At 69.7% G+C, this 25049-nt stretch carries 1 protein-coding gene; it reads right to left on the bottom strand.

From position 1 onward, the window contains the following. Nucleotides 1-53: 53 nt before the first annotated feature. Complete coding sequence (locus PSR88_RS39285; RefSeq protein WP_037196450.1) at nt 54-25016, bottom strand: non-ribosomal peptide synthase/polyketide synthase; 24963 nt, start codon at nt 25014-25016, stop codon at nt 54-56. Nucleotides 25017-25049 lie beyond the last annotated feature (33 nt).

The following is a 25049-nucleotide window of genomic DNA, read 5'->3' as shown; positions in this document are numbered from 1 at the left end:
CGACTGAACCTCTGCATCGTAGTGATGGCCGCGGTCAGGGGCGGCGGGGTGCGTCACGGTCCGGAGTGGCCTCCCGATCCCCGGAGTCTTCGTCCGATCACGGCCACCGGTCCACGCCCGACCATGTCTGCGTGCACAGCATCGATGCGGTGTTCGGTGACGGCACCGCCGAAGTGTTGGCGCCAGTCCGGGACTAGTTCCGGATGGTGGTCAAGATCATGTGCAGCGGTGAAGAACACGGCGTCGCCGTCGAAGTGTCGGGGCTGATGTGTCGATGCGATATGTTCGAGACGGATGAGGAGCTGCCCGAGCGACTGGACCCGATCGGCCGACACCGCAGCTCCAAGCTCTGGGGGTAGGCCCAGCTGGGGCGGGTTGTCGCCGGGGTTCACGAGCGCGGCGCGGTGTTCGGGCAGCAGGGTGTCGAGCATGGCGAGGGTCGCAACTTCCTGGCCCGCTTCGTGTAGTTGCACGGCCATCTCTTGTGCCACGGTTCCGCCGAGGGACCAGCCGAGCAGGTGGTACGGGCCGGTCGGCTGGACCGTGCGGATGGCGTCGATGTGGCGGCTGGCCAGCTCGGTAATGGACGAGGGCAAGTCCGTGTCACCGGTTGCCTGCACTCCGTACAGCACACGTCCGGGGAGATGTTCCGCGAGTCCGGTGTAGCACCAGGCGATTCCCGCCGCGGGGTGGATGCAGAACAGGGGTGGACCGTCGCCGTCTCCGCCGAGGCGCACCACGGCGGCGAACGGATCTTCGGACGAATCGTTCCCGGATTCGATGCGCTTGGCGAGTCGCGCGGCGGTGGGGTCGGTGAAGAGCCACTGCAGGGGCACGTCCCGGTCCAGCCTCGTGCGCAGTTCATCGGCGACGGCCACCGCGCCCATGGAGGTACCGCCGAGGGCGAAGAAATCTTGATCCGCGCCGATGGAGTCCGTTCCAATGGCGTTGGCCATTACCTCGGCAACCACGGTCTCCAGGTATCCGGACGGCGGTGTCACTGGCGTGTCCGGATCGAATTCCGGCTCGGGAAGCGCGGATCGGTCGACTTTGCCCGACGGCAGTACCGGCAGGCTGTCGAGCAGGACGACGGCGGACGGCACCAGATGGCGGGGCAGGACCGTCCGGGCGAAGTCTCGGACTGTGTGTGCGGTGAGCGTGGAGTCCGGTTCGGCCACCAGGTAGGAGACGAGGACGGGCTGTCCGCCGGGAGCCGTCACCGGTGTGGTGATCACGAACCGGACGTCGGGATGGCGGGCCAGGGCTGCGTCCACCTCGGCAGGTTCGACTCGGATGCCGCGCAGCTGCACCTGAGCGTCATTGCGTCCCAGGTAGTCCAGGGCACCGTGCGCATTGCGGCGCACGAGGTCTCCGGTGCGGTACATCCGGTCGCCGGGTTTCCCATACGGGTTCGGGACGAACTGCGCGGCGGTGAGACCACCTTGCCCGAGGTAGCCACGGGCGACGCTGGTTCCGGACAGGTAGAGCTCACCGGTCACGCCGTCGGGTACCGGGTGCAGCCGTGGGTCGAGCACGACGGCGGCGGCGGCGTCGATCACGTCTCCGATGTCGACGCCGTCATCGATGTCGGCTGGTGTGAGCGGTCCTGCGACCGATGCCAGGATTGTGAATTCGGTGGGACCGTAGGCGTTGAAGAGCCGGTGACGCGACGCCCAGGTCGCCGCCAACGCGGACGGTAGGCGTTCGCCGACCGACACCACGGTCCGTGGTCCTTCGTCGCCGAGGCTGTCGGCGACGAGGGTGGCGAGGACGGTGGGTGTCGCGATGAGGTGGGTGATGCGCTCCTGGCGGACAACCTCGGCCAGCTGATCGCCGGCATAGCTGAAGTCAGGGGCGACCACGAGGGTGCCGCCGGACGAGAGCGCGTAGAGCATTTCGAACAGTGAGGCGTCGAAGGTGGGGGAAGCCAGCTGGAGAACCCGCACGTCACCGTCGACGTCGAGCACGGGTGCTTGTGCGGCAACTACATTCACCAGGCCGCGATGCGGCACCACGACACCCTTGGGTGTTCCGGTGGTACCGGATGTGTAGATCACGTACGCGGCACCCTCCGCCCGTGGGTACTTGTTCACCGCGGGCGATGGAGAAGTACTCACGGGTGGGAGCCACGCGACGCTGGACGGGAGCTCGGCGACGCGTTCGGGCACGGTCAGCCCGACCACGGCACCGGAGTCTGCGAGCATCCATTCCAGACGCTCGGTGGGATGCGACGGGTCCAGCGACAGCCAGACCGCGCCCGCTTTCGCCACCGCCCACACGGCGGCCACCCAGTGCCGGCCACGACCCGTGGCGACCGCGACCACATCCTCGGGTCCGACGCCCCGGCCGGAGAGCGCCCGGGCCCACCGCTGCGCCACGTCGTCCAGTTCTTCGTATGTCCACTGCACACCGCCGTCCTCGACGGCGACGGCGTGCGGGGTGTCCCGGACCTGCGTCTCGAAGATCTCGGCGAGAGTCTTCGGCTGATAGTTCCGGGCAGGGCCACTGACGAGGGCCGCACGTTCGCTCGCCTCGAGGATGTCGATGTCACCGACCACCACGGTCGGATCGGTCAGGGCTGCGTCGAGGATGCGATCGAAGCGCTGTGCCAGCGCCCGGGCGGTGGAGTCGTCGAACAGGTCCTTGGCGTACAGCAGCCGCAGCGTCAGCTCCCCCACCGATTCCGTGAAGTCCCAGACCAGGTCGAATTCAGCCGTGGCACTGGTCGCTCCGACAGCATCGATCTCGGCTCCGGGCAGCCCGCCCGGCTGCGGCGCTGCGTGCTGGTACGTGAGCATTACCTGGAACAGCGGGTTATACGAGGTGGAGCGGTGGGGTGCCACGTGGGCGACCACGTCGTCGAACGGCACGTCGGCGTGGGCGAACGCGTCGAGGTCCACCGAACGCACCTGCTCGAGGAGCGCGGCGAAGGTTGCGGCGGAGTTCACGCCGGTGCGCAAGGCGACGGTGCCGACGAACATCCCCACCAGCGCGTCGAGGGCGGGGTCGGGTCGTCCGGCAACGGCGGTGCCGATCACGACGTCCGGGTGCCCCCCTTCGCGCGACAGCAGGACGGCGAGCGCGGCGTGCAGCACCATGAACACCGTGACGCCCTGACTGCGGGCGACGTCGGACAATCGTTGACGCACGTCGGGGTCCAAGGTCCACTCGACGGTGGCGCCCGTGTGGCTCGGTTGGGCGGGTCGCGGACGGTCGGTGGGCAACGCGATCGGGGCGTCGACGCCGTCAAGTATCCGGGTCCAGTAGTCGAGCTGAGCATGGGCGACGCTGTCGGGGTCTGCGGGGTCGCCGAGTACCTCGCGCAGCCACACGCTGTAGTCCAGATAGTCGATGGGAAGCGGCGCCCATTGTGGTTCACGCCCTTCGCTGCGCGCGGTGTAGGCGGCCTCGAGGTCGGTGGCCAACCGGCCCATGGATCCGCCGTCCAGCGCGATGTGGTGCACGACGGCGGCGAGCACGTGGTTGCCGCCGCCTTCGGACCACAGTTGCACGCGGAGCGGGGATTCCGACTCCAGGTGGAAGGGTCGCCGCACGAATTCCGCGACCTCGGCGGGCACATCGGCGGCGGTGACGGGATGCAGGTCGATGTCCGCCGGGACGATCACCTGGTGCGGGCCGCTGTCATCGATGGGAAAGACGGTGCGTAGCACGGCATGCCGGTCGACCACGTCGGCGAGTGCGCATCGCAGTGCGCCCAGGTCGGTGTCGCTGCCGAGCCGTTGCACGAACACGAGGTGGTGCATCGAGGCGCTGGGATCGATGCGGTGAAGCAGCCACATCCGTTGCTGCGGCGGGGACAACGGAATCCGGGTGTCCGGGTTCCGTCGCACCAGTGGAATGCGTGTCGCGGCCGCGTGCCGCTGGTCGAGCCACACGGCCATGCCGGCGGCGGTGGGATGCTCGAACAGCGCCCTGACGGGGACGTCCACGCCGAACGCCGCCGACAGCCGTCCCGTCACCGCGGTGGCCGAGAGGGAGTCGCCGCCGATGTCGAAGAAGTTGCTGTGGCCACCGACGCTCACCTCGCCGAGCACTTCGGCGAACACCCCTGCTACCAGTTCCCCGGTCACGGTCCGCGGTGGGGGCGGGGAGTCGGTGTCGACGTCGCTCGCCTCGAGGGCCTGGGTGTCGAGTTTGCCGTTGGCGGTGAGCGGCAGGCTGTCGCGAACCATGATGCGCTGCGGTACGAGGTGCGACGGAAGTTGCCGGGTCAACTCCGCGCGGAGCGATTCGGCCGCTACGCCCGCACCTGTGACGAAGGCGACCAGCCGACGGCGGTGCAGCAGCACCACTGCCTGGGTGACATCGGGCAGCGCCAGCAGTGCGGCCTCCACCTCGGCGGGCTCGATGCGCATGCCGCGCACCTTCATCTGACGGTCTGCGCGGCCAATGTAGGACAGGGTGCCGTCGACGCGGCGGTGCACCACGTCGCCGGTGCGGTAACGGCGGATTCCGCCGTGTCCGGCAATGAAGTTCGCGGCCGTCAGCGCTGGGTCCGCCACGTAGCCGAGGGCCAGTCCCAGCCCGTCCAGGTACAGTTCGCCGACGCCCCCGAGTGGTACCGGACGCAGCCGGTCGTCCAGGACCGTCGCTGTCGTGCCGGGGATGGGGGTGCCGATGGTGACGTCTGCGTCCACCTCGGCCAGGGTGGCCACCACTGTGGATTCGGTGGGCCCGTAGGCGTTGAGCATCAGCCGCCCGTCGCTCCAGGCTGCGGCCTGCTCCGGGCTCAGAGCCTCGCCGCCCACGGCGACCACCTGCAGGGTGTCCAGTTTCCGCGGCTCGAGGGTGGCGAGGACGGAGGGTGTGGAGAGGTAGTGCGTCACGTTCTGCTCGGTGAGCAGGTGCTGCAGTTCGGCGCCGCCGTAGACGTCGGGGGGTGCCACAACGAGGCAGGCGCCCGACTGGAAGGCAAGCAGCATCTCGAGCAGCGCCGCGTCGAATGTGGGGTTGTAGCCGTGCAGTACCCGCGCCTGCGGGTGTACTCGGTACCGGCGGACGGCTTCGTCGGCGAGGGCGCCCAGTCCGCGGTGTGTGACGGCCACGCCCTTCGGGGTGCCGGTCGATCCGGATGTGTAGATGATGTACGCGACCGACGGTTGGGCCGACGTCTGCGCCTGGACCACCATTGCGTCCCGGCGTTCGGTGGGGTGGGTGGGGTCGAGCGGCAGGAAGGTGGCTCCGGTCCGGGTGACGGCCCAGAGTTCGACCACGAAGTCGATCGAGCGCGGCATGCAGATCTCTACGACCGTTCCGGGACCGGCGCCGTCGTCGCGAAGCTGACCGGCCCGCTGCTGCGATGCTTCGGCCAGTTCTCGGTAGGACAGTGTCCGGGTGCCGTCGGTGAGAGCCGGTCGGTCGGGGTGCGCGGCGGCGGTGGACAGGAAGATGTCGGTGAGGGTGCGGGTGTCGTCAGCGGGTTCACCGGTGAGCGGCGGTGCCGGCGTCAGCGCGATTTCCCCCACCGTCACCTGCGGGTCGCGTGCGACGGTCTCGAGCACCTGTCCCAGCTGGGCTGCCAGCGAGGCTGCGGTGGCGGGATCGAACAGGTTGGCGGAGTAGGCGACGGCGCCGTCCATCCCGTCGGGCTCCTCGCCGTCCCATCGCTCGCGAACTGTGACATGGAGGTCGAATTTTGCTGTGTGGGTATCGGCTTCCTGAACTTCGACGCGAAGGCCGGCCACGTCGACGGCGGGTAGGTCGAGGTTCTCCACTGCCAGCGCGACTTGTGGTGTGCGGCCCCCGAGCAGGTCGGCGATCGATTCGAAGGGCACGTCGGCGTGCTCGAACGCATCGACGTCGAAGTCGCGCACCTGGGCCAGTAGTCCGGTGAACGGCATGTCCGGTTGGACCTGCGCTCGCAGCGCGAGGGTGTTAACGAACATTCCGACCAGCGGGTCGAGGATGCGGTCGCCGCGGCCGGCGACCGCGGTGGCAACGGTGACGTCGCGCGTCGCGCCGAGCCGCGAGAGGAGCACCGACAGGGCCGCGTGCAGCACCATGAACAGGGTGCCGCGGTGGTCGCGGGCCAACCGGTGGACGGCTCGCTGGACGTCGGCGGGGATCTGGAAGGTCACCGTCCCGGCGGTGGCGGTGGCGGTGGCGGTCGTGGTGTCGGTGGCCTGTTGCCGGTCTGGGACGAGTGCGGTACCCGACTCGGCGCCGTCGAGGGCGCGCCGCCAGTGCTCGATTCTGCGCGTCGCGTACCCGCTGCGCAGCAGTTCCTGCTCCCAGAGCGCGTAGTCGGCGAAGTGTAGGGGCAGCGGCGCCCAGTCGGGTGTGTGTCCGGCGCGACGCGCTTGGTAGGCGGTGAGCACGTCGGTCACCAGGGGGGTGAGGGACCAGCCGTCGGCGGCGATGTGGTGGAGCACCACTGCCAGCACGTGTGAGTCAGGGCCGATCTGCAGCAACTGGACACGCAGGGGCGTTTCGCGGGTGAGGTCGAACCCTTCGGAGGCGAATGCGGCGACCACGTGGCCCAGAGTCTCCGGGTGTGTGTATTGGGGTGTGAGGTCCAGTTCGGGGGCTGGGAGGATCTGCTGGTGGGGCAACTCCCCGGCTGCGGCGGGGTACTGGGTGCGCAGTACTTCGTGCCGGGTAACGACGTCCGTGAGGGCCGCCGACAGTGCAGGCACGTCGAGTGGCCCGTCCAGGCGCAGTGTTGCGGGCTGGTTGTAGGCCGCGGACGACGGGTCGCGGCGGTTGAGCACCCACATCCGGTACTGGCTGCGCGACAGGGGAATTCGATCAGGGCGCGGTCGTCGGACGAGCGTGGGGCGCAGATCCGGTTCGGGGACGACGTCGTCGAGGGCGGTGGCCAGTTCCGCGACCGTGGGGTGGGCGAAGAGGCTGCGCAACGACACCGGGTGGCCCACGGCCTCGAAGAGCCGCGCGGTCAGCTGGGTTGCCAGCAGCGAGTTGCCGCCGGCATCGAAGAAGTGTGCCCCACGGCCGGCCTCGGGCAGTTCGAGGACTTCGGCGAAGACGGCGGCCACCGCGCGTTCGGTGTCGGTGACGGGCGGTTCGTACTCGCCCGCCCCGAGTTCGGGTGTGGGCAGTGAACGCAGATCGAGCTTGCCGTTGACCGTCTGCGGCGGCGAATGGAGCACCACGACGGCCGTCGGCACGAGGTACGACGGGAGCAGTTCGGCCAGGCGGCGCCGTAGTCCGTCCGCGTCGAAGTGTGGGTGGTGGGGCAGCACATAGGAGACGAGTGAGTCGGAGCCGGTCGGTGTGGGGCGCACGATGGTGGCCGCGAAGTCGACGTCGGCGATGCGGGCGATGGCGGCGTCGATCTCACCCGGTTCGACGCGGACGCCGCGGATCTTGACCTGGCTGTCGTTGCGGCCCAGGTACTCCAGTTCGTAGTCGTTCCGCCAGCGGACCAGGTCCCCGGTGCGGTAGTAGCGTGCGCCGTCGGGGCCGGCGACGAAGCGTTCCGCTGTCAGTGCGGGTTGTCCGGCGTAGCCGCGGGCCAGCGCGCCGCCTGACAGGTACAGCTCGCCGGGGACGCCGACGGGTGCCGGGCGTAGCCGGTCGTCGAGGACGAGGGCGGTGACGCCTCGGATGGGTGTACCGATGGTCACCGGCGTTCCGGGCGACAGTGGGCGGGTCGCGATGGTGTACATCGTCGTCTCGGCGGGGCCGTAGCCGTTGACCAGCCGGCGGCCCGGTGCCCAGCGGTCGACCAGCTCGGGTCCGAGTCGTTCTCCGCCGACCATCACTACTTCCAGGTCGGGCAGTGCGGTGTCTGCGAGTGTCGCGAGGACGGTGGGTGTGAGGCAGGCGTGGGTGATCCGTTCGCGGCGAAGGAGTTCGCCCAGCGCCGGACCGGCGAATTCGGTGTCGGACGCGATCACGAGTGTGGCCCCGGATGCCCCTGCGATCAGGATCTCGAGCAGGGTCATGTCGAATCCGGCCGCGGCGCGGTGCAGTACCCGTGAGCCCGGTGCGGCGCCGAATCTCGAGGCCACGTCGGCGTCCAGCGCGGCGAGGCCGGAGTCTGTGACCACCACGGCCTTGGGTGTGCCCGTGGTCCCGGAGGTGAACACTACGTACGCCGTGCCCGTCGCCCGCGGCAGGCTGTCGGCGACGCCCCGCATCGCCGTCACCCGGGCTTCGGGCAGCGCCGGGTCTATCAGGACGGGTGCTGCGCCTGCTTTCGCGATCGCCCACAACCGCACCACAGATTCGGTCGAACGGGGCGCCGACCAGACGACGGCCTCGCCGGGCCGCACACCTGATTCGGCGAGTTCGCGGGCGATGGCGTCGGAGCGGGCGTCGAGTTCCCGGTATGTCAGTTGGGTGTGGGAGTCGCGGACCGCCACGGCGTCCGGCGCTACGTGGGCGCCGCGGGTGATCATGGCCCGCAACGTCAGTGCGCCCGGTGCGGGGGGCCCGGTTGCCGGGACCAGGGCGGACCGTTCGGCCGCGCTCAGCAGGTCCACATTGCCCACGGAGATGTCGGGGTTCGCGGTGACCGCCTCGAGGAGGCGCACCAGCTGCGCGGCGAATTCGGCCACGGTGGCGTGGTCGTAGAGCTCTGGGTTGTAGCCGAAGTGGAGTGTCATCGGCTCGCCGGGGCCGGGCTCGGCGACGGTGAGCTGCAGATCGAAGTTGGCGTATTCGATGTCCGGGATCACCGGGGTCACCGTGAGCCCGGGCAGGGTGAGGGGGGCGGGGCGGTGTCGCTGCATGGACAGTGCCACCTGGAACAGCGGGTGGTGCGACGCCGACCGTGGCGGGTTGAGCAATTCCACCAGCGACTCGAACGGCATGTCGGCGTGGGTGTAGGCCGCGATGTCACGTTCGTGCACCTGGGCGAGCAGTTCGGTGAAGCTGGCGGTCGGCTCGACGGTGGCCCGCAATACCAGGGTGCCCGCGAACATGCCGACGACGTCGTCGAGTTGCGGGTCGGTGCGGCCGGCGACGGCGGTGCCGATGGGCACATCTGGGCTGCCGCTGTACCGGGAGAGCAGCGCGGCGAGTGCGGCGTGCAGCACCATGAACGTCGTGGCCCGGCCGGTGCGGGCCAGTGCGGCCAGGGACTTGTGCAACGCTGCGTCCACTACCACCGAATGCGCGGCTCCCTCCCCCGACGGGGTGGCGGGGCGGGGGCGGTCGGGTGGGAGTGTCACCAGTTCGGGTAGTCCGGCCAGGGCACCCAGCCAGTAATTCGACAGTGCGCTGTCGGTGTTTGCGCTGTCCTCGGCCAGCATGCGTCGCTGCCAGATGCTGTAGTCGCTGTATTGCACCGGCAGCACGGGCCATTCGGGGTCGGCGTCGTCGAGCCGGGCCTGATACGCGACCAGGGTGTCCCGGATCAGCGGGGTCAGTGACCATGCGTCGGCGGCGATGTGGTGGACGACCAGGGCGAGGACGTGGGTGGTTGCGGCGGTCCGGTAGAGGCGCACCCGCAGCGGCGGCTCTGCGGCCACGTCGAAACCGTCGCCGGTGAGTGCCCGGACGTGGGCGGCGACGGCGTCGGCGGGAATGGCGATGGCAGTGAGGTCCAGTGGGATCTCGTCGGCCTCGAGCACCAGCTGCTGCACACCGTCGGAGGTTCGTGGGTACACGGTGCGCAGGGTGCGGTGGCGTTGCACGACGTCGCGGGCGGCCGCGGCCAGTGCCTCCACGTCGAGGTCGCCGTCGAGTCGGACGATGAGCGGGATGTTGTACCCGGCCGCGCCCGTGTCGAATTGATTGAGAATCCACATGCGTTCCTGCGCGGGCGAGAGCGGTAGCTGTTCGCCCGCGGCGACCGGCACCAGTGGCGGTCGGCGGCGACCGGTGCCGGCCCGCTCCTGCACGCGTGCCGCGAGTTCGGCGACGGTGGGTGCCTCGAAGAGGTCGCGGACGGTCACGTCCGTGTCGAAGACGGCGCTGAGCCGGGCGGCGACCCGGGTGGCGATCAATGAGTTGCCGCCCAGGTCGAAGAAGCTCTGCCGGGCGCCTACCTCGATGCCGCCGAGAAGCTCGGTGAACACACCGGCGACGACCTCCTCGATGGGCCCGTGGGGTGCGTGGGAGTCGGCGGCGTGGAGGGTTGGTTCAGGCAGTGCCTGGTGGTCCAATTTCCCGTTGGGGGTCAGCGGGAAGGTCGGGACGGGCACCACTGCACCCGGTACGAGGTATTCGGGCAACACCGATCGCAGGTAGCCGAGGAGGGTGCGCGGGTCGGAGGTGGTCACCACGTAGGCCACCAGTTGGTCGCCGACGGCGCTGCCCCGCAGCATGACTGCGGCGTGCTCGACGTCGGGACGACGCAGGAGTGCTGCCTCGATCTCTCCGGGCTCGATGCGGTAGCCGCGCACCGTCACCTGGGTGTCGGCGCGGCCGATGTGTTCGAGTCCCCCGCCGGTGTGGACGCGGGCGAGGTCGCCCGTGCGGTACATGCGGGTGCCGGGGGTGAAGGGGTCGGCGACGAACCGTTCGGCGGTGAGGGTGGGCCGTCCGAGGTAACCTCGCGCCACCTGTGCGCCGGAGACGTACAGTTCGCCGACCGTCCCCGGGGGCACGGGATGCAGCGACGCGTCCAGGACGTATGTCCGCAGTCCCGGAAGCGCTGTGCCCACGGATCGGCGCTCGTCGCCCGGCGTCAGGTCGTGGCGGGTGACGTGCACCGTGGTTTCGGTGATGCCGAACATGTTGACTGCACGCACGTTCGGGTGATGCGCGAGCCAGGGCACGACCATGGCGGGCTCGAGGGCCTCACCGCCGAAGATCAGCAGCCGCAGTGAGGGGCTGTCGATGTGTTCGACGAGTTGCCCGAAGGCGGACGGCGTCTGGTTGAGGACGGTGACGCCTTCGCGTACCAGCATTTCGGCGAAGTCGCGGGGTGAGCGGGCCAAGTAGTGGTCGACCAGCACGAGGCGTCCGCCGGTGGTGAGGGCGCCCCACATCTCCCAGACCGAGAAGTCGAAGGCGTGGGAGTGGAACATCGTCCACACGTCGCCCGGGCCGAAGCCGAATTCCTCGCGGGTGTTGGCGAGCAGCGACAGGACGTTGGCGTGGGTGACCTGCACGCCCTTCGGCTGCCCGGTGGAGCCTGACGTGTAGATCACGTACGCCGCTCCCCCAGGTGCGCGGCGAGGAGCGTCGAAGGGCACGGTGTGACTGGCATGTGGCATCTCGGAGATCACCACCGCCGGAGCGGCGTCGTCGAGCAGGTATCGGATGCGGTCGGCGGGGTAGTCGACGTCGATGGGTAGGTATGCGGCGCCGGCGCGGACCGCGGCGAGTATCGCCACGAGCAGATCGATCGAGCGGGGCAGGACGATGGCCACCAGGTCTTCGGCTCCGACGCCGGACGCCCGCAGGTTCTGGGCCATCTGCGCGGAGCGGTGATCCAGTTCGCCGTAGGTCAGTGCGGTGTCGCCGAACGTGATGGCCACCGCGTCGGGATTCTCGGCGGCGCGCCGCTCGAACAGTTCCGCCAGTGACGTGGCTTCCGGGGTAGTCCCGTCGACACCCGACACAGTTGCGGCGCGTTCGGACTCGCTCAGTATGTCGATCGACCCGACAGGCATATGCACATCGGTGGTCACTGAACGCAGCACCATCAGTAGGCGTTCGGCCCACCGCTCGACCGTCTCGGGATCGAACAGCTCTGCCGGGTAGACGAATACGCCGTCGAGACCGACGGGTTCATTATTTTCGCCGCGCTGTTCGCGGACGGACACTTCGAGGTCGAAGCGGCTGGTGCCGGTGCCGAGTTCACGGCCGTGAACCTCCAGCCCCGGCAGCGCGACGGTCGGGACGGACGCGAAGTTGTCGAATGCCAGCATCACCTGGAACAGCGGGTGATGCGTGGTGGAGCGGGTTGGCGCGACCGCGTCCACGACCAGTTCGAACGGCACCTCGGAATGGGCGAACGCGGCCAGGTCCGTTTCCCGAATGGTGGCAAGGAGGGCGTCGAAGCCGCCGCGGGGGTCGATGCGGCTGCGCAGGGCGACGGTGCCGACGAACATGCCGACCACGTCGTCGAGCGCCGGGTGGGTGCGCCCCGACGTGGGTGTTCCGACGGCGAGGTCGTGGGCACCGGTCAGCTTGGACAGCAGGACGGCGAGGGCGGCGTGCAGGACCATGAACGGTGTCGCGTTCTGCTCCCGGGCCACTGTTTCCAGGCGTTGGTGCAACTCTGCGGGAACCGAGAACGGGACGTGTCGGGCGGTCAGCCGGTCGGTGCCGGGCCGTGGCCGGTCGGTGGGCAGCGGCAGAAGGGAGGGCAGGCCGTCGAGGGCGGAGGTCCAGTAGTCGAGTTCGCGTCGCATCCGGCTGGCGGGGTCGGCGATGTCTCCGAGGACGCGGCGCTGCCAGCGTGCGTAGTCGGTGTAGGCGATGGAAAGCGGTGCCCAGTTGGGGACACGGCCGGACGTCCTCGCGTGATAGGCGATGACCACGTCCCGGATCAGCGGACCGAACGACAATCCGTCGACGGCGATGTGGTGCAGCACCACGACGAGGGTGTGGCGGTGCGGCGCAACCTCGAACAGGGCGGCGCGCAGTGGTGGCTCGGTGGTGAGGTCGAACCCGCGGACGGCGAAGGTGGCCTCGTCCGCGGTGGGCGTGAGGTCGATGGCGGCGGGGACGACCTGCTGGACGGGTCCTGTTTCGGTGTCGGGGAAGACGGTGCGCAGCACGGTGTGCCGGGTGACCACGTCGTGCAGGGCGGCGGACAGTGCGGCGACGTCGAGGTCACCGTCGAGGTCGACGGCGAACGGCACGTTGTAGGCGGGCGACTGGGGGTCGACCCGGTTGAGCAACCACAGCCGTTGCTGCGCGTAGGCGAGCGGAGCCGGCTGGTCCGTGGTTTCGGCGACGAGCGGTGGGCGCTGGTCGCCGCCCTCCTCGATCAGGGCGGCCAGCGCGGCGACGGTGGGCCGGTCGAACAGGTCGCGCACCCCGATGTGCAGTCCGGACACTGCTGCCAGTCGCGACGCCACCTGGGTGGCCGAGAGCGAATTTCCGCCCAGGGCGAAGAAGTTCGCGTCGGCGCCGATGTCGGGGATGCCGAGGACGGCTGCCACTGCGTCCGCCACCGTCTGCTCGACGGGGGTCTGCGGGGGTCGGGTTGGCGCCGGCAGTTCGGGTGCGGGCAGGGCGTCACGGTTCACCTTGCCGTTGACCGTGAGCGGCACGGCGTCGAGCACGGTGACGGTGGTGGGCACCATGTAGTGCGGCAGTCGCTCGGCCAGGTACGCGCGCAACGCTGCGGGGTCGAGGGCGCCGTGGCCGTGGACGTAGGCGGCGAGGATGTTGTCGTGCAGCACGGTGACGGCGGTGTCGACGCCGGGCGCCGACCACAGTGCCGCGTCGATCTCGCCGAGTTCCACGCGGAATCCGCGGATCTTGAGTTGGCTGTCGGCGCGGCCGACGAACTCGAGGGTGTGGTCGGCGGTCCAGCGCACCAGGTCGCCGGATCGATACATGCGACCGGATCCGTGGGGGTTCGCGACGAATCGTTCCGCGGTGAGGGCGGGTGCACCGAGGTAGCCGCGGGCCAGCGCCGGACCCGACAGGTACAGCTCACCGGTTACACCGACCGGCGCCGGCCGTAGACGGGCGTCGAGGACCACTGCGGACGCACCGCGGATCGGACGGCCGATGGTGATCGGGTCGCCGGGCTGCAAGTCGCTGCTTCCGGTGGCCCACACGGTGTGTTCGGTGGGTCCGTACAGATCCACGACGGTCCGGTGCCGGGAGGCCCAGCGCTCGGGCACTTCCGGTGGGCACGCCTCCCCCACCACGGCCAGGAACTCGAGTGAGTCCAGGCTTTCCGGGTCCATCAGCGCGGGCACCGAGGGGGTGGTGGTCCAGTGGGTGACGCGTTCGCGGCGGAGCAGGTCCTTCAACTCGTCGCCGCCGACCACGCCGGGTGGTGCGATCACGAGGGTGGCGCCGCCGATGGCGGCTACGAGAATTTCGTGGAAGGCGCCGTCGAAGCTGGGGGCCGCGAAGTGCAGGACGCGGGAGTCCGGTTCCACTCGGTAGCGGGCACGGACCTCGGCGGCGTGGTTCGCGAAGCCGCGGTGGGTCACCACGACGCCCTTGGGTTCGCCTGTCGACCCGGAGGTGAAGACCACGTACGCGGGGTGATCCGCTGAGAGTGGCCGGACGCGCTCGGCTTCGCTGATCGGCGTCGAATCCCCCTGCTCGTCGTGCGCGTCGATCCAGACGATGCCGTCGGGAACGAGCTGCGCGTCGTGTGCGATCGCGACGCGCACTCCGGCGGCGGTGAGGATGCGGGCGGTGCGTTCGGCCGGATGGTCCAGGTCGATCGGCAGCGACGCGGCACCGGTCCGGGCAACGGCCCACACCGCGGTCACCGAGTCGATCGAGCGGGGCAGCAGCAGCGCTACCGCGTCCTCGGGTCCGATGCCCCGTCCGATCAGCGTGCGCGCCAGCCGGTTCGCTCGCTCGTCCAGCTCACGGTAGGTCAGTTCGTCGTCGCCGCACCGCACCGCAACATCGTGGGAGTGGCCACGGAGAAGCTCGGGAAGGGTGATCGGCGCGAGTGCTGTCGGCCCGTGGGCGGGGACCAGGTCGGCAGCCTCGGACGGCTCGAGCAGGTCGAGATCGCCGACGGCCACCGAGGGGTCCGCCACGGCTGACTGCAGCATTCGCTGCAGCAGTCTCGACCACCGGATGATGGTGGCACTGTCGAACAGTTCTGTCGGATAGGCGATCACGCCGTCGAGGCCGGCGGCCGCGCCGTCCTCGGCGCGACGTTCCCGAATCTCGATCTCCAGGTCGTAGCGGCTGATGCTGCTCGGGGTGTCGCGACTGCGTACGGTGACGTCGTCGAATCGAATCTCGGGTTCGGTGAAGTTCTGGTAGGCGAGCATCACCTGGAACAGCGGGTGATGCGTGGTGGAGCGGGTCGGCGCGACGGCGTCGACCACTCGGTCGAACGGTTGCTCGCTGTGCGCGAATGCCGCCAGATCCGCGACGCGGGTGGCGGAGACGAGATCGGCGAACGGGAGGCTCGGATCCACTCGGGTGCGCAGAACGACGGTGCCGACGAACATGCCCACCAGATCGTCCAGGACGGGATCGCCGCGACCGGACACCGGCGTGCCGACGGCGATGTCGTCGGCTCCGGTGAGGACGGCCAGGGTGGCCGCCAGGGCACTGTGCACCACCATGAACGGGGTGGCGCTGCATCGTCTGGCCAGTTCCTCCACGGCACGGTGGGTGCTCGCGTCCACCGTGAACGGGACGCGATCCGGGGTGGTTGCCGTCGCCGGACGCGGCCGATCGGTGGGTAGGTCCAGCCGTTCCGGCAGTCCGTCGAGGGCGGTCTTCCAGAACGCGAGGTCGCCGTTGGCGTCTTCCTCCACGATCCGGCGGTGCCAGCGGGCGTAGTCGCCGTACCGGACGGGTAGGGCGTCCCAGCCGGGAGCGTGGCCGTCCCGGCGTGCGCGGTAGGCGGCCATCAGGTCGCGGGCGAGTGGGGCGGCCGACAGTCCGTCGAAGACGATGTGGTGGGCGGCGACGGCCACGGTGTAGCCGTGGGTTCCGCGGTCGAAGAGCCGGACCCGGACCGGCGTATCCCGGGTGAGGTCGAACCCCTCGGTTGTCAGTGCGGTGATCGCCTCGTCGAGTTCGTGTTCGTCGACCGCGACCGGGGTGAGATCGAGTGCCGCCTCGGAGACCAGTTGCACCGCTCCGGTCTCGGTGACCCGGAACACTGTGCGCAGAGGCTCGTGGCGGTCCACCACGTCCCGCACGGCGGCGGCCAGTGCGTCGATGTCGACGGCGCCGCTGAGGTCCATCGCGAACGGGACGACGTAGTCGGCGGCACCGGGGTTCATCCGGTCCAGCAGCCACAGGCGGTCCTGCGTCGGCGCGAGAGGCGCTTCGCGTCCGTGCGTGGTCGACGACGAGTGCAGGGACTCCTCGCGCACGGACGGGCTGCGGAGCAGCCTGGATGTCAGCGCCGCCACGGTGGGAGCTTCGAAGACGTCGCGCACGCTCACTTGCCGGTCGAGGGCATGCCCGACAGTCGAGGCCAGGGTGGTGGCGGTCAGGGAACTGGCGCCGACCGCGAAGAAGTCCGTCTCGGCATCGATCGACGGCAGGCCGAGCACGTCGGCGATCACCCGGGCCACGACTTCTTCGGTGGCGCCGCGCGGCTCCCGTGACCGAACCACGGACGCCCCGGGTTCGGGTAGAGCGGCCCGATCCACCTTTCCGTTGGCGGTCAGCGGCATCGCGTCGAGCACCGTGACCGAACCGGGCACCATGTAGTGGGGCAGTTTTTCGGCCGTGAACGCCTGCACTGCAGCCAATTCCACGGATCCGGTGACGTACGACGCCAACGTGGTGCCGTGCACCAGCGTCACGGCGCTCTCGACGCCGGGTGCCGCTCGCAGTGCGGCGTCCACCTCGCCCAGTTCCACCCGGAATCCGCGGATCTTCACCTGGTTGTCGGCGCGCCCGACGATCACGAGTTGGTGCGAGGGTGTCCATCGGGCCAGGTCGCCGGAACGGTACATCCGTGTGCCGTTGCCGGACGGGTAGGCGATGAACCGCTCCGCCGTCAGGCCCGGCCTGCCGTGGTAGCCCCGGCCGAGGCTCTCCCCCGCCAGGTACACCTCGCCGGTGACACCGACCGGAACCGGACGCAGCCGCGAATCCAGCACCAGCACTTCGGTTCCCTCGATGGGGCCGCCGATGGTCAGCGGACCGCCCGGTGTGAGGGGGTCGCTCATGAAGTTGACGATGGTGGTTTCGGTCGGCCCGTACCCGTTGACGACGATGCGTCCGGGCGCCCACCGTTGAGCGAGTTCCCACGGCAGTTCTTCGCCGGCCAGGTCGATCACCCGCAGGTCCGGTACCGACGACGGCTCCAGTGACGCCAGCACGCTCGGTGTCACCATCACGTGGGTGACCTGTTCGCGGCGCAGCACGTCGGCGAGTTCGTCGCCGGCGAGGACCCCGGGCGGCACGATCACCAGGGTCGCACCGGCGGTGAAGGCGAGCAGCATCTCGTTGATGGAGAGGTCGAACGACGGCGACGCTATGTGCGCGACCCGTGCGTCCGAATCGAGCAGTCCGAGCTTGGCGTTGGCGTCGGCGAGTGGCGCCAGTCCCCGGTGGGTGACCGTCGCGCCCTTGGGTTTTCCGGTGGAGCCGGAGGTGTAGAGCACGTATGCGGGATGGTCGACCCGCAGCGGACGGACACGATCTGCGTCGGTCACTGCGGCCGCGTCACCTGGGCCGTCGGCGATGTCGATCCATACGACACCGTCGGGCGCGTGCGCCGCGTCAGCCGCCAGCGCCACCCTGGCACCGGAGTCCTGGAGCATGAAGGCGATCCGCTCCGGCGGATATCCCGGGTCCACCGGGAGGAAGGCGGCGCCGCTGCGGGTGACGGCCCATACGGCGACGATCGACTCGATAGACCGCGGCAGCATCAGGGCCACCAGATCCTCGGGTCCGATCCCGCGCGCGATCAGCCGCCGGGCCAACCTGTTGGCCCGGGCATCCAGCTCGCGGTAGGTGACCTCGACGCCGGCGTATCGCACCGCCACCCCGTCGTGGCTGCCGGCGAGGAGTTCGGGCAGGGTCGCGGCCGGTACGGCGACCGGACCGACGCGCGGGACCAGTGCGGCATGTTCGTCCGGCTCGAGCAGGTCCAGATTCCCGACCGTCACCGACGGATCCGATGTTGCGGCGAGGAGTATTCGCTGCAGCAACGCCATCCACCGGTCGATCGTTTCGGTGTCGAAGAGTTCACGCGGGAAGTTCACGTCCGCGTCCAGCCCGTCCGGGGTGCCGTCCTCCGAGCGTCGCTCTCGGACGGTCAGGTCCAGGTCGAACGGTCGGGCGTGGGTCTGGACGTCCCGGACCCGGGCTGTCAGACCGGGCAGTGTCACCTCGGCTGCGCCGAAGTTCTCGTACGCCAGCATCACCTGGAACAGCGGGTGCTCGAGCTGGCCGGATTCCGTGCCCTGCTGCCGCACAACCTGTTCGAAGGGCACGTCGGCGTTCGCGAAGGCCCCGAGGTCGGCTGTGCGCACCGTCTCGAGGAGTTCTGCGAAGCTCGCGGTGGGGTCGATCGGGGTGCGCAGCGCCAGGGTGCCGACGAACATGCCGACCAGGTCGTCGAGTGCCGGATCCGCGCGACCACCCGTGGACGTGCCGACGGCGATGTCGTCGGTGCCGGTCAGGGCACGCAGCAGAACGGCGAGGGCTGCGTGCAGCACCATGAACGGGGTCACGTCGTGCTCGCGTGCAAACCGGACCAGTGCATGGTGCTGTTCGGCACCGACGGCGAACGTTGTGTGTCCCAGCGTCAGCGCGCCGGCGGGCCGCGGCCGGTCCAGCGGCAACGGCAACACCGCCGGAAGTCCGTCCAATGCCTCTGCCCAATACGCCAGTTGGCGGGCGGCGAGGCTGTCGGGGTCTTCCGCGTCTCCGAGTACTTCTCGCTGCCACAGCACGTAGCTCGCGTACTCCACCGGCAGCGGTGACCAGTCGGGAACGCGGCCGGCGGTGCGCGCGGAGTAGGCGACGGCGAGGTCGCGCAGCAGCGGCCGCAGGGACAGTCCGTCGACGGCGATGTGGTGCAGCAGGATGGCAACGGTGTGCCGGTCGGGGGCGCGCTGCGACAGCGTTACCCGGATCGGAATGTCACGGGTCAGGTCGATACCGCCGATGGCGGCGTCGTCCAGCACGCAGTCCGCCTCGTCGAGCACCAATTGCTCGTGCAAGGAGGGGAACACCGTGCGCAGCATCCGATGCCGGTGCATCAGATCCCGGACAGCGGCCCGCAGTGCCTCCACATCGAGGGTGCCGTCGAGGTCCACCTCGAATCCCATGGCGTACGGATCGGTGGCGGGGTCGCGCTGGTTGACCAGCCACAGTCCCTGCTGCTGCGCCGACAGGGGCACCGGTCCCGACGTTTCGCGTGGGACGAGTGTCGGGCGGTCGGCGGCCCCCGTCACGTGGGCGGCCAGTTCGGCCACGGTGGGGTGGTCGAAGATGTCGCGCACCGAGACCCGGCGTGCCAGCACCGATCCGACACGGGCGGCGAGGCGTGTTGCTCCCAGCGAGTTTCCGCCGAGGTCGAAGAAGCTGTCGTCGAGACCGATGCCGTCGGTCCCGATTTCGGTCGCGAAGGCGGCGGCCACCAGTTCCTGCGTCGCGGTGCGTGCTGTCCGGCTCGATGCTGTCCGGATCGCGGGTTCGGGCAACGCCGCCCGGTCGACCTTCCCGCCGCGCGTCAACGGCAGGTGCTCGAGGACGGTCACGGACTGGGGAATCAGGTGCCGGGGCAGGTGCTGCGTCGCGAAGGCCAGTACGGCGTCGGTGTCCACGTCGGTTCCGTGGACGTAGGAGTGCAGGGCGCCGTCCCGCGCGATCGTTACCGCCGTGTCGACGCCGGGAGCCGCCCCCAGGACCGCATCGATCTCGCCGAGTTCGACGCGGAAACCGCGGATCTTCACCTGATCGTCTGCGCGTCCGGCGAAGTCGAGGTGGTGCGAGGCGGTCCAGCGGACGAGGTCGCCGGTGCGGTACATGCGACCGTCGCCGTGCGGGTTGGCGACAAAGCGTTCCGCCGTCCACCCGGGCTTGCCGACGTATCCGCGGGCGAGGCCCGGTCCGGCGAGGTACAGCTCCCCCACTGTGCCGACGGGGACCGGGCGCAGTGCCGCGTCGAGCACCAGCGCAGACATGCCGTCGATGGGACTGCCGATGGTCACCGGGTCATCTGCGGCCAGTGGTCCGGTGCCGGTGGCCCAGATGGTGGCCTCGGTGGGCCCGTACAGGTTGAGCAGGGTGCGGCCAGGCGCCCACCGCGACACCAGTTCCGGTGGGCACACGTCCCCGGCCACGGCGACGACACGCAGGTGGTCGAGTCCGTCGGGCTTGGTGAGAGCGAGGACGGCCGGGGTGGTGGTCCAGTGGGTGATGCGCTCACGCTGCAGGAGTTCCGTCAGTTCGTCGCCGCCGTAGACGTCGGTGGGCGCGAGGATCAGAGTCGCACCGCACGCCGACAGCAGGTCGTGGACGGAAGCGTCGACGCTCGGCGACGCGAACGCCAGTATCCGCGACCCACTGTCGACGGCGAAGGACTTCTGGAGGGCCGCAGCGTGACTCGACAGGCCTCGATGGGTGACGACGACACCCTTGGGAGTTCCGGTCGATCCGGAGGTGTAGATGACGTACGCGGGATCGTCCACCCGCAGCGGGCGCACCCGGTCGGCGTCGGTGACCGGGGACGGATTGTCGCCGAGGTGCTGCATGTCGTTGTCGGTGAGTACAGCGCGCGCCCCGGAGTCGGCGAGGATGTGCGCCACACGCGCGTCGGGGTAGGTGGGATCGATGGGCACGAATGCCGCACCGGTGCGGCCGACCGCCCACAGTGCGGTCACCCACTTGACGGACCGCGGCAGCAGTACGGCCACCACGTCGCCGGGGCCGAGGCCGCGGTCGATCAGGTGGTGTGCCAGCCGGTTGGCCCGATCGTCGAGTTCCGCGGGGGTGAGCGCGACGGAACCGCTCACGACGGCGATGCCCGTGCCCAGCAGCACGGGCAGGGTGACGGCCGGTGCGGTGGCGGGTCCGTGTTGCGGGACCAGTGCGGCCCGGTCGTCGGGGTCGAGCAGGTCGACCGTTCGCACTGGGGTGTCGGGGCGCGCCACCATGGCCTTCAGCACCCGTTCGAGCAGGCGAGTCCAGCGGTGCACGGTGGTGTCATCGAACAGTGCGCGGGAGTAGGTGACGGTGCCGAGCAGCCCGGCGGCAGAACCGGCCGGTGAATGCTGCTCGGCCAATGCCAGTTCCAGATCGAAGCGTGCGACCGGAGCGGGGACGGCATACGGGCGCACCGTGAGACCGGGGAGGTTCAGTTCGGGTTCGGTGGCGGCGTTCTCGAATGCCAGCGCGACCTGGAACAGCGGATGATGCGGCGCCGACACCCCACCCGTCACGGCGTCGGCCACCTGGTCGAACGGTGTCTCGGAATGCGCGAAGGCGTCCAGGTCGGTGCGGCGAACGTCCGACAGCACGTCGGCAAAGCTCTGGTGCGCGGATACCCGGGTGCGGAGCACGACATTGCTCACGAACATGCCGACCAGCGCGTCGAGCGAGGGATGGGTGCGCCCCGATACCGCTGTCCCGATGGCGATGTCGTCGGTGCCCGCCAGCGCGCTCAAGGTGACGGCCAGTGCGGCGTGCACCACCATGAAGGGCGTCGAATCGTGTGTCCGCGCGAGTTCTTCCACCGATCGGTGCAGGGCGGCGTCGAACGCCAGCGGTACCGTCCCCGCCAGGTGCACCCCGGCCGCGAGGCGGGGGCGGTCGGTGGGCAGCGGCAGCAACTCGGGCGCACCGTCGAGTTGGGTGGTCCAGTAGTCGATGTCGCCGGGGGCGGCGGCGTCCACGATGTCGCGGTGCCATCGGGCGTAGTCGGTGTACTGCACGTCGAGCTCGGGCCAGCTCGGCGCGGTGCCGGAGCGACGTGCCTCGTAGGCGGTGATCACGTCACGGGTGAGCGGCGCGAACGACAAGCCGTCCATCGCGATGTGATGCGCGATCACGACGAGGGCGTGGCGGGTGGGGGCGAGCTGGTAGAGGCGGATGCGCACCGGTGTCTCGGTGGTGACGTCGAAGCCGCGGCCCGCGAGGTCGGCCACGGTGGCATCGAGTGCGTCGGGCTCGAGCCCGACTGGTGTCAGATCCGCGACGGCAGGGGTGACCACCTGCACGGGACCGTTGTCGGTGTCGGGGTAGACGGTGCGCAGCACCGCGTGCCGGTCGAGGACGTCGTGCACCGCCGCAGCCAAAGTCGACGCATCCAGCGCACCGTCGAGTTCGACGACGAACGGCACGTTGTAGGCGGGCGATTCGGGCGCGGCCTGCGCCAGGAGCCACAGTCGCTGTTGCGCCGGCGCGAGTGGCATCGCGCACCCGTCCGCTCCGGCCGGGCGCAGGGGCGGTGTGTCCACCCGGGAATGCGAAGCGCCCATTCTGGCGGCCAGCAGCGCAACGGTGGGTGCCTCGAAGATGTCGCGCACCCCGACCGCGTGTCCCCGGGCCGAGAGCCGGGCAGCGACCTGCGTGGCGGACAGCGAATTTCCGCCCAGCGCGAAGAAGTCGGCGTCGGCTCCGACGGAGTTCAGGCCGAGGACGTCGGCGATCACCGCGGCCAGGAGTTCTTCGACCTCGCCGTGCGGCGCGCGGGACGGCGACACGACCGGTTCGGGGAGGTGTGCGCGGTCGATCTTGCCGCTGGGGGTGAGTGGCATCTGCTCGAGCACGGTCACCGACGCCGGCACCATGTAGTGCGGCAGCCGGGCGGCGGCGAAGTCGAGCACTGCGGCCGGGTCGGCCTGACCGCTGACGTACGACACCACTGTGCCCGAGGACATTCCGGCACCGTGTACCACGGTGACGGCGTGGTCAACGCCGGGCGCGGCGGTGAGGACGGCGTCGATCTCGCCGAGTTCCACTCGGAAGCCGCGGATCTTCACCTGGGTGTCGGTGCGTCCGACGAACTCGAGCTGGTGGTCGGGGGTCCACCTCACCCGGTCACCGGTGCGGTACATCCGCGACCCGGCGCCGTGCGGGTAGGCGACGAATCGCTCGGCTGTCAGTCGGGTGCGCCGGTGGTATCCCCGGGCGAGGCTCTCCCCCGCCAGATACAGCTCCCCGACCACGCCGACGGGGACCGGACGGAGTCGGGTATCGAGCACGAGTGCGTCGGTGCCCGGGACGGGACGGCCGATCGTGATCGGCTCCTCCGGTATCAGCGGTGGGCTGAACAGGGTGGTGACGGTGGCCTCGGTGGGCCCGTAGCCGTTGACCATGATGCGGCGGGGGGCCCACGCCTCGACCAGTGCGCCGGTCAGTGCCTCGCCGCCGACGTCGAGGACGCGGAGGTCGGGTAGCTCCGTCGGCACCAGGGTGGCTACGACCGCGGGGGTGAGGATGGCGTGCGTCACGCGCTCGGTGCGCAGCAGCTCCGTCAGCGTCTCGCCGCCGAAGACGTCGGGCGGCACGATCACCAGCGTGGCTCCGGCGGTGAACGCGAGCAGCAGCTCGTCCAGGGAGATGTCGAACGACGGGGACGCGAAATGCGCGACGCGGGCGGAGCCGTCGACGTCGTAGAGACCGTCACGCGCGTAGGCCAGGCCGGCCAAGCCCTGGTGCGTCACCGACACCCCCTTGGGTGTTCCGGTGGAGCCGGACGTGTAGAGCACGTACGCGGGGTGGTCGACGCGCAGCGGGCGAACCCGATCGGCGTCGGCAACGGGCGACGAGTCGCCGGGTAGGTCTGCCACCTCCATCCAATCGATTCCGGCGGGCACCACCGAGGCGGTTGCGGCCAATGCCACCGTGGCCTCGGAGTCGGCGAGCATGAACGCGATCCGCTCAGCCGGGTAGCTGGGGTCGACGGGCAGGTATGCCGCACCAGCACGGGCGACGCCCCACAGAGCCACCACCGATTCGGGTGAGCGCGGCAGCATCACGGCCACCACGTCTTCGGGGCCGATACCGCGCTCGATCAACCGACGGGCAAGACGATTCGACCACGCGTCCAGCAGTCCGTAGGACAGGTCGACCCCGAGGTGCCGCACCGCGATTGCGTCGAGATCGCGCAGTCCGGCGTCGAACAGTTCGGGCAGCGTCGCCGGCGGAACGGCGGGCGACCCGGCGCAGGGAACGAGTACCGCTTTCTCGGTCTCGTCGAGGATCGGCAGTGCCCCGACCGCGGTGTCGTCCTCCGCGCTAACGAACGTCTCGAGGAAGTTCAGGAACCGGCGGTACTGAATGCGGAGCTCGGCTTCCTCGTAAAGCGTGGGATTGGCCTCGAAGTCGATGCGCGTACCCCGCCCAGTTACCGACGGGTAAAGATTGAGTGCGAGGTCGTCCACCGGACCGCTGGTAAGTGGATGGAAGACGCCGACGACGTCTCCGAGCACGATCTCCTGGTGGTAGATCATCAAGTTCACGGTGGGACCGAAGCCGCCGCGCCGCGCACCGCCGTCGGGGAGATCGCGCCGCATGTCTTCGTAGCGGTAGCGCTGGTGCCGCAGCGCCCCGGTGAGCTCGAGCTGCACCCGTCGCACGAGCTCCGCACCGCTCACGTCGGCGTCCACCTGCACGCGCAGCGGCACGATGTTCGACACCATGCCGGCCGAGCGACGTGTGGCCGCGGTGGTGCGGGCGGAGACGGGCAGGCTCAGCACGATGTCGGTGATGCCGGTCATCCGTGCGAGGTAGGCGGCGAACGCGGCGACGACGACGGGGACGTCGGACGAATTCCAGCGTCGGGCAACGTCGCCGATGCCCTGGGAAATGCCGTCGGCGACGGTACCTCCGACAAGGAGTGACGGTGATACGGGTGGCGCTTCGCGGTCGGTTAGACGGGCGGGGTCGGGCAGGCCGGCGATACGCTCGGCCCAATAGTTTCCGTCCGTCTCGAACCGGCTCGTGGATCGGTAGGCGTCTTCGGCGTCGTACAGCTCGCGCAGGCTCAGCGCCTTGGACGCCGGGGGCTCGGTGCCATCCACGAGGTGGCTGTAGATCTCGGCCACTCGGTTGGTGAGCACCATGCCGCCATGACCGTCGATCACGATGTGGTGGACGCGGGAGAACCAGAAGTAATGGTCCTCGCCGACATGCAGCAATGTGGCGACGATCAGCCGGTCTTTCAGCACGTCGAGCGGGCGGCTGTACTCGGCGGTCATCCAACGGTGTGCCTCAGCGATTGCATCGTCGACGCCGCGTAGGTCGCGGTAGGAGATCGCATCGTCGATCTCGACATCCACCACCTGCAGAACCTCGTCGCCCTTGTCTACGAGGCTGACACAGGCCGACTGAAGCTCGCGACATGCACGATCGGTGGCGTCCACCAGGAACCCCACATCGACATTTCCCCGAATTTCCACATACTGGGCGACGTTGAGGGGCACGCTCGGATCGAGCTGCTGGGCGAACCAGATTCCCTGTTGCGCTCTGGACAGAGGGAACTCACTCACAGTGATTGTCCCCCGTCCATGTTTCCCGATCCG

Origin of the sequence: Rhodococcus sp. DK176, from assembly GCF_038447315.2 — a bacterium.
Taxonomy (GTDB): domain Bacteria; phylum Actinomycetota; class Actinomycetes; order Mycobacteriales; family Mycobacteriaceae; genus Rhodococcus_F; species Rhodococcus_F jostii_A.
Note: the sequence above shows the minus strand (reverse complement) of the source record. Positions and strands in the feature narration are given on the sequence as shown.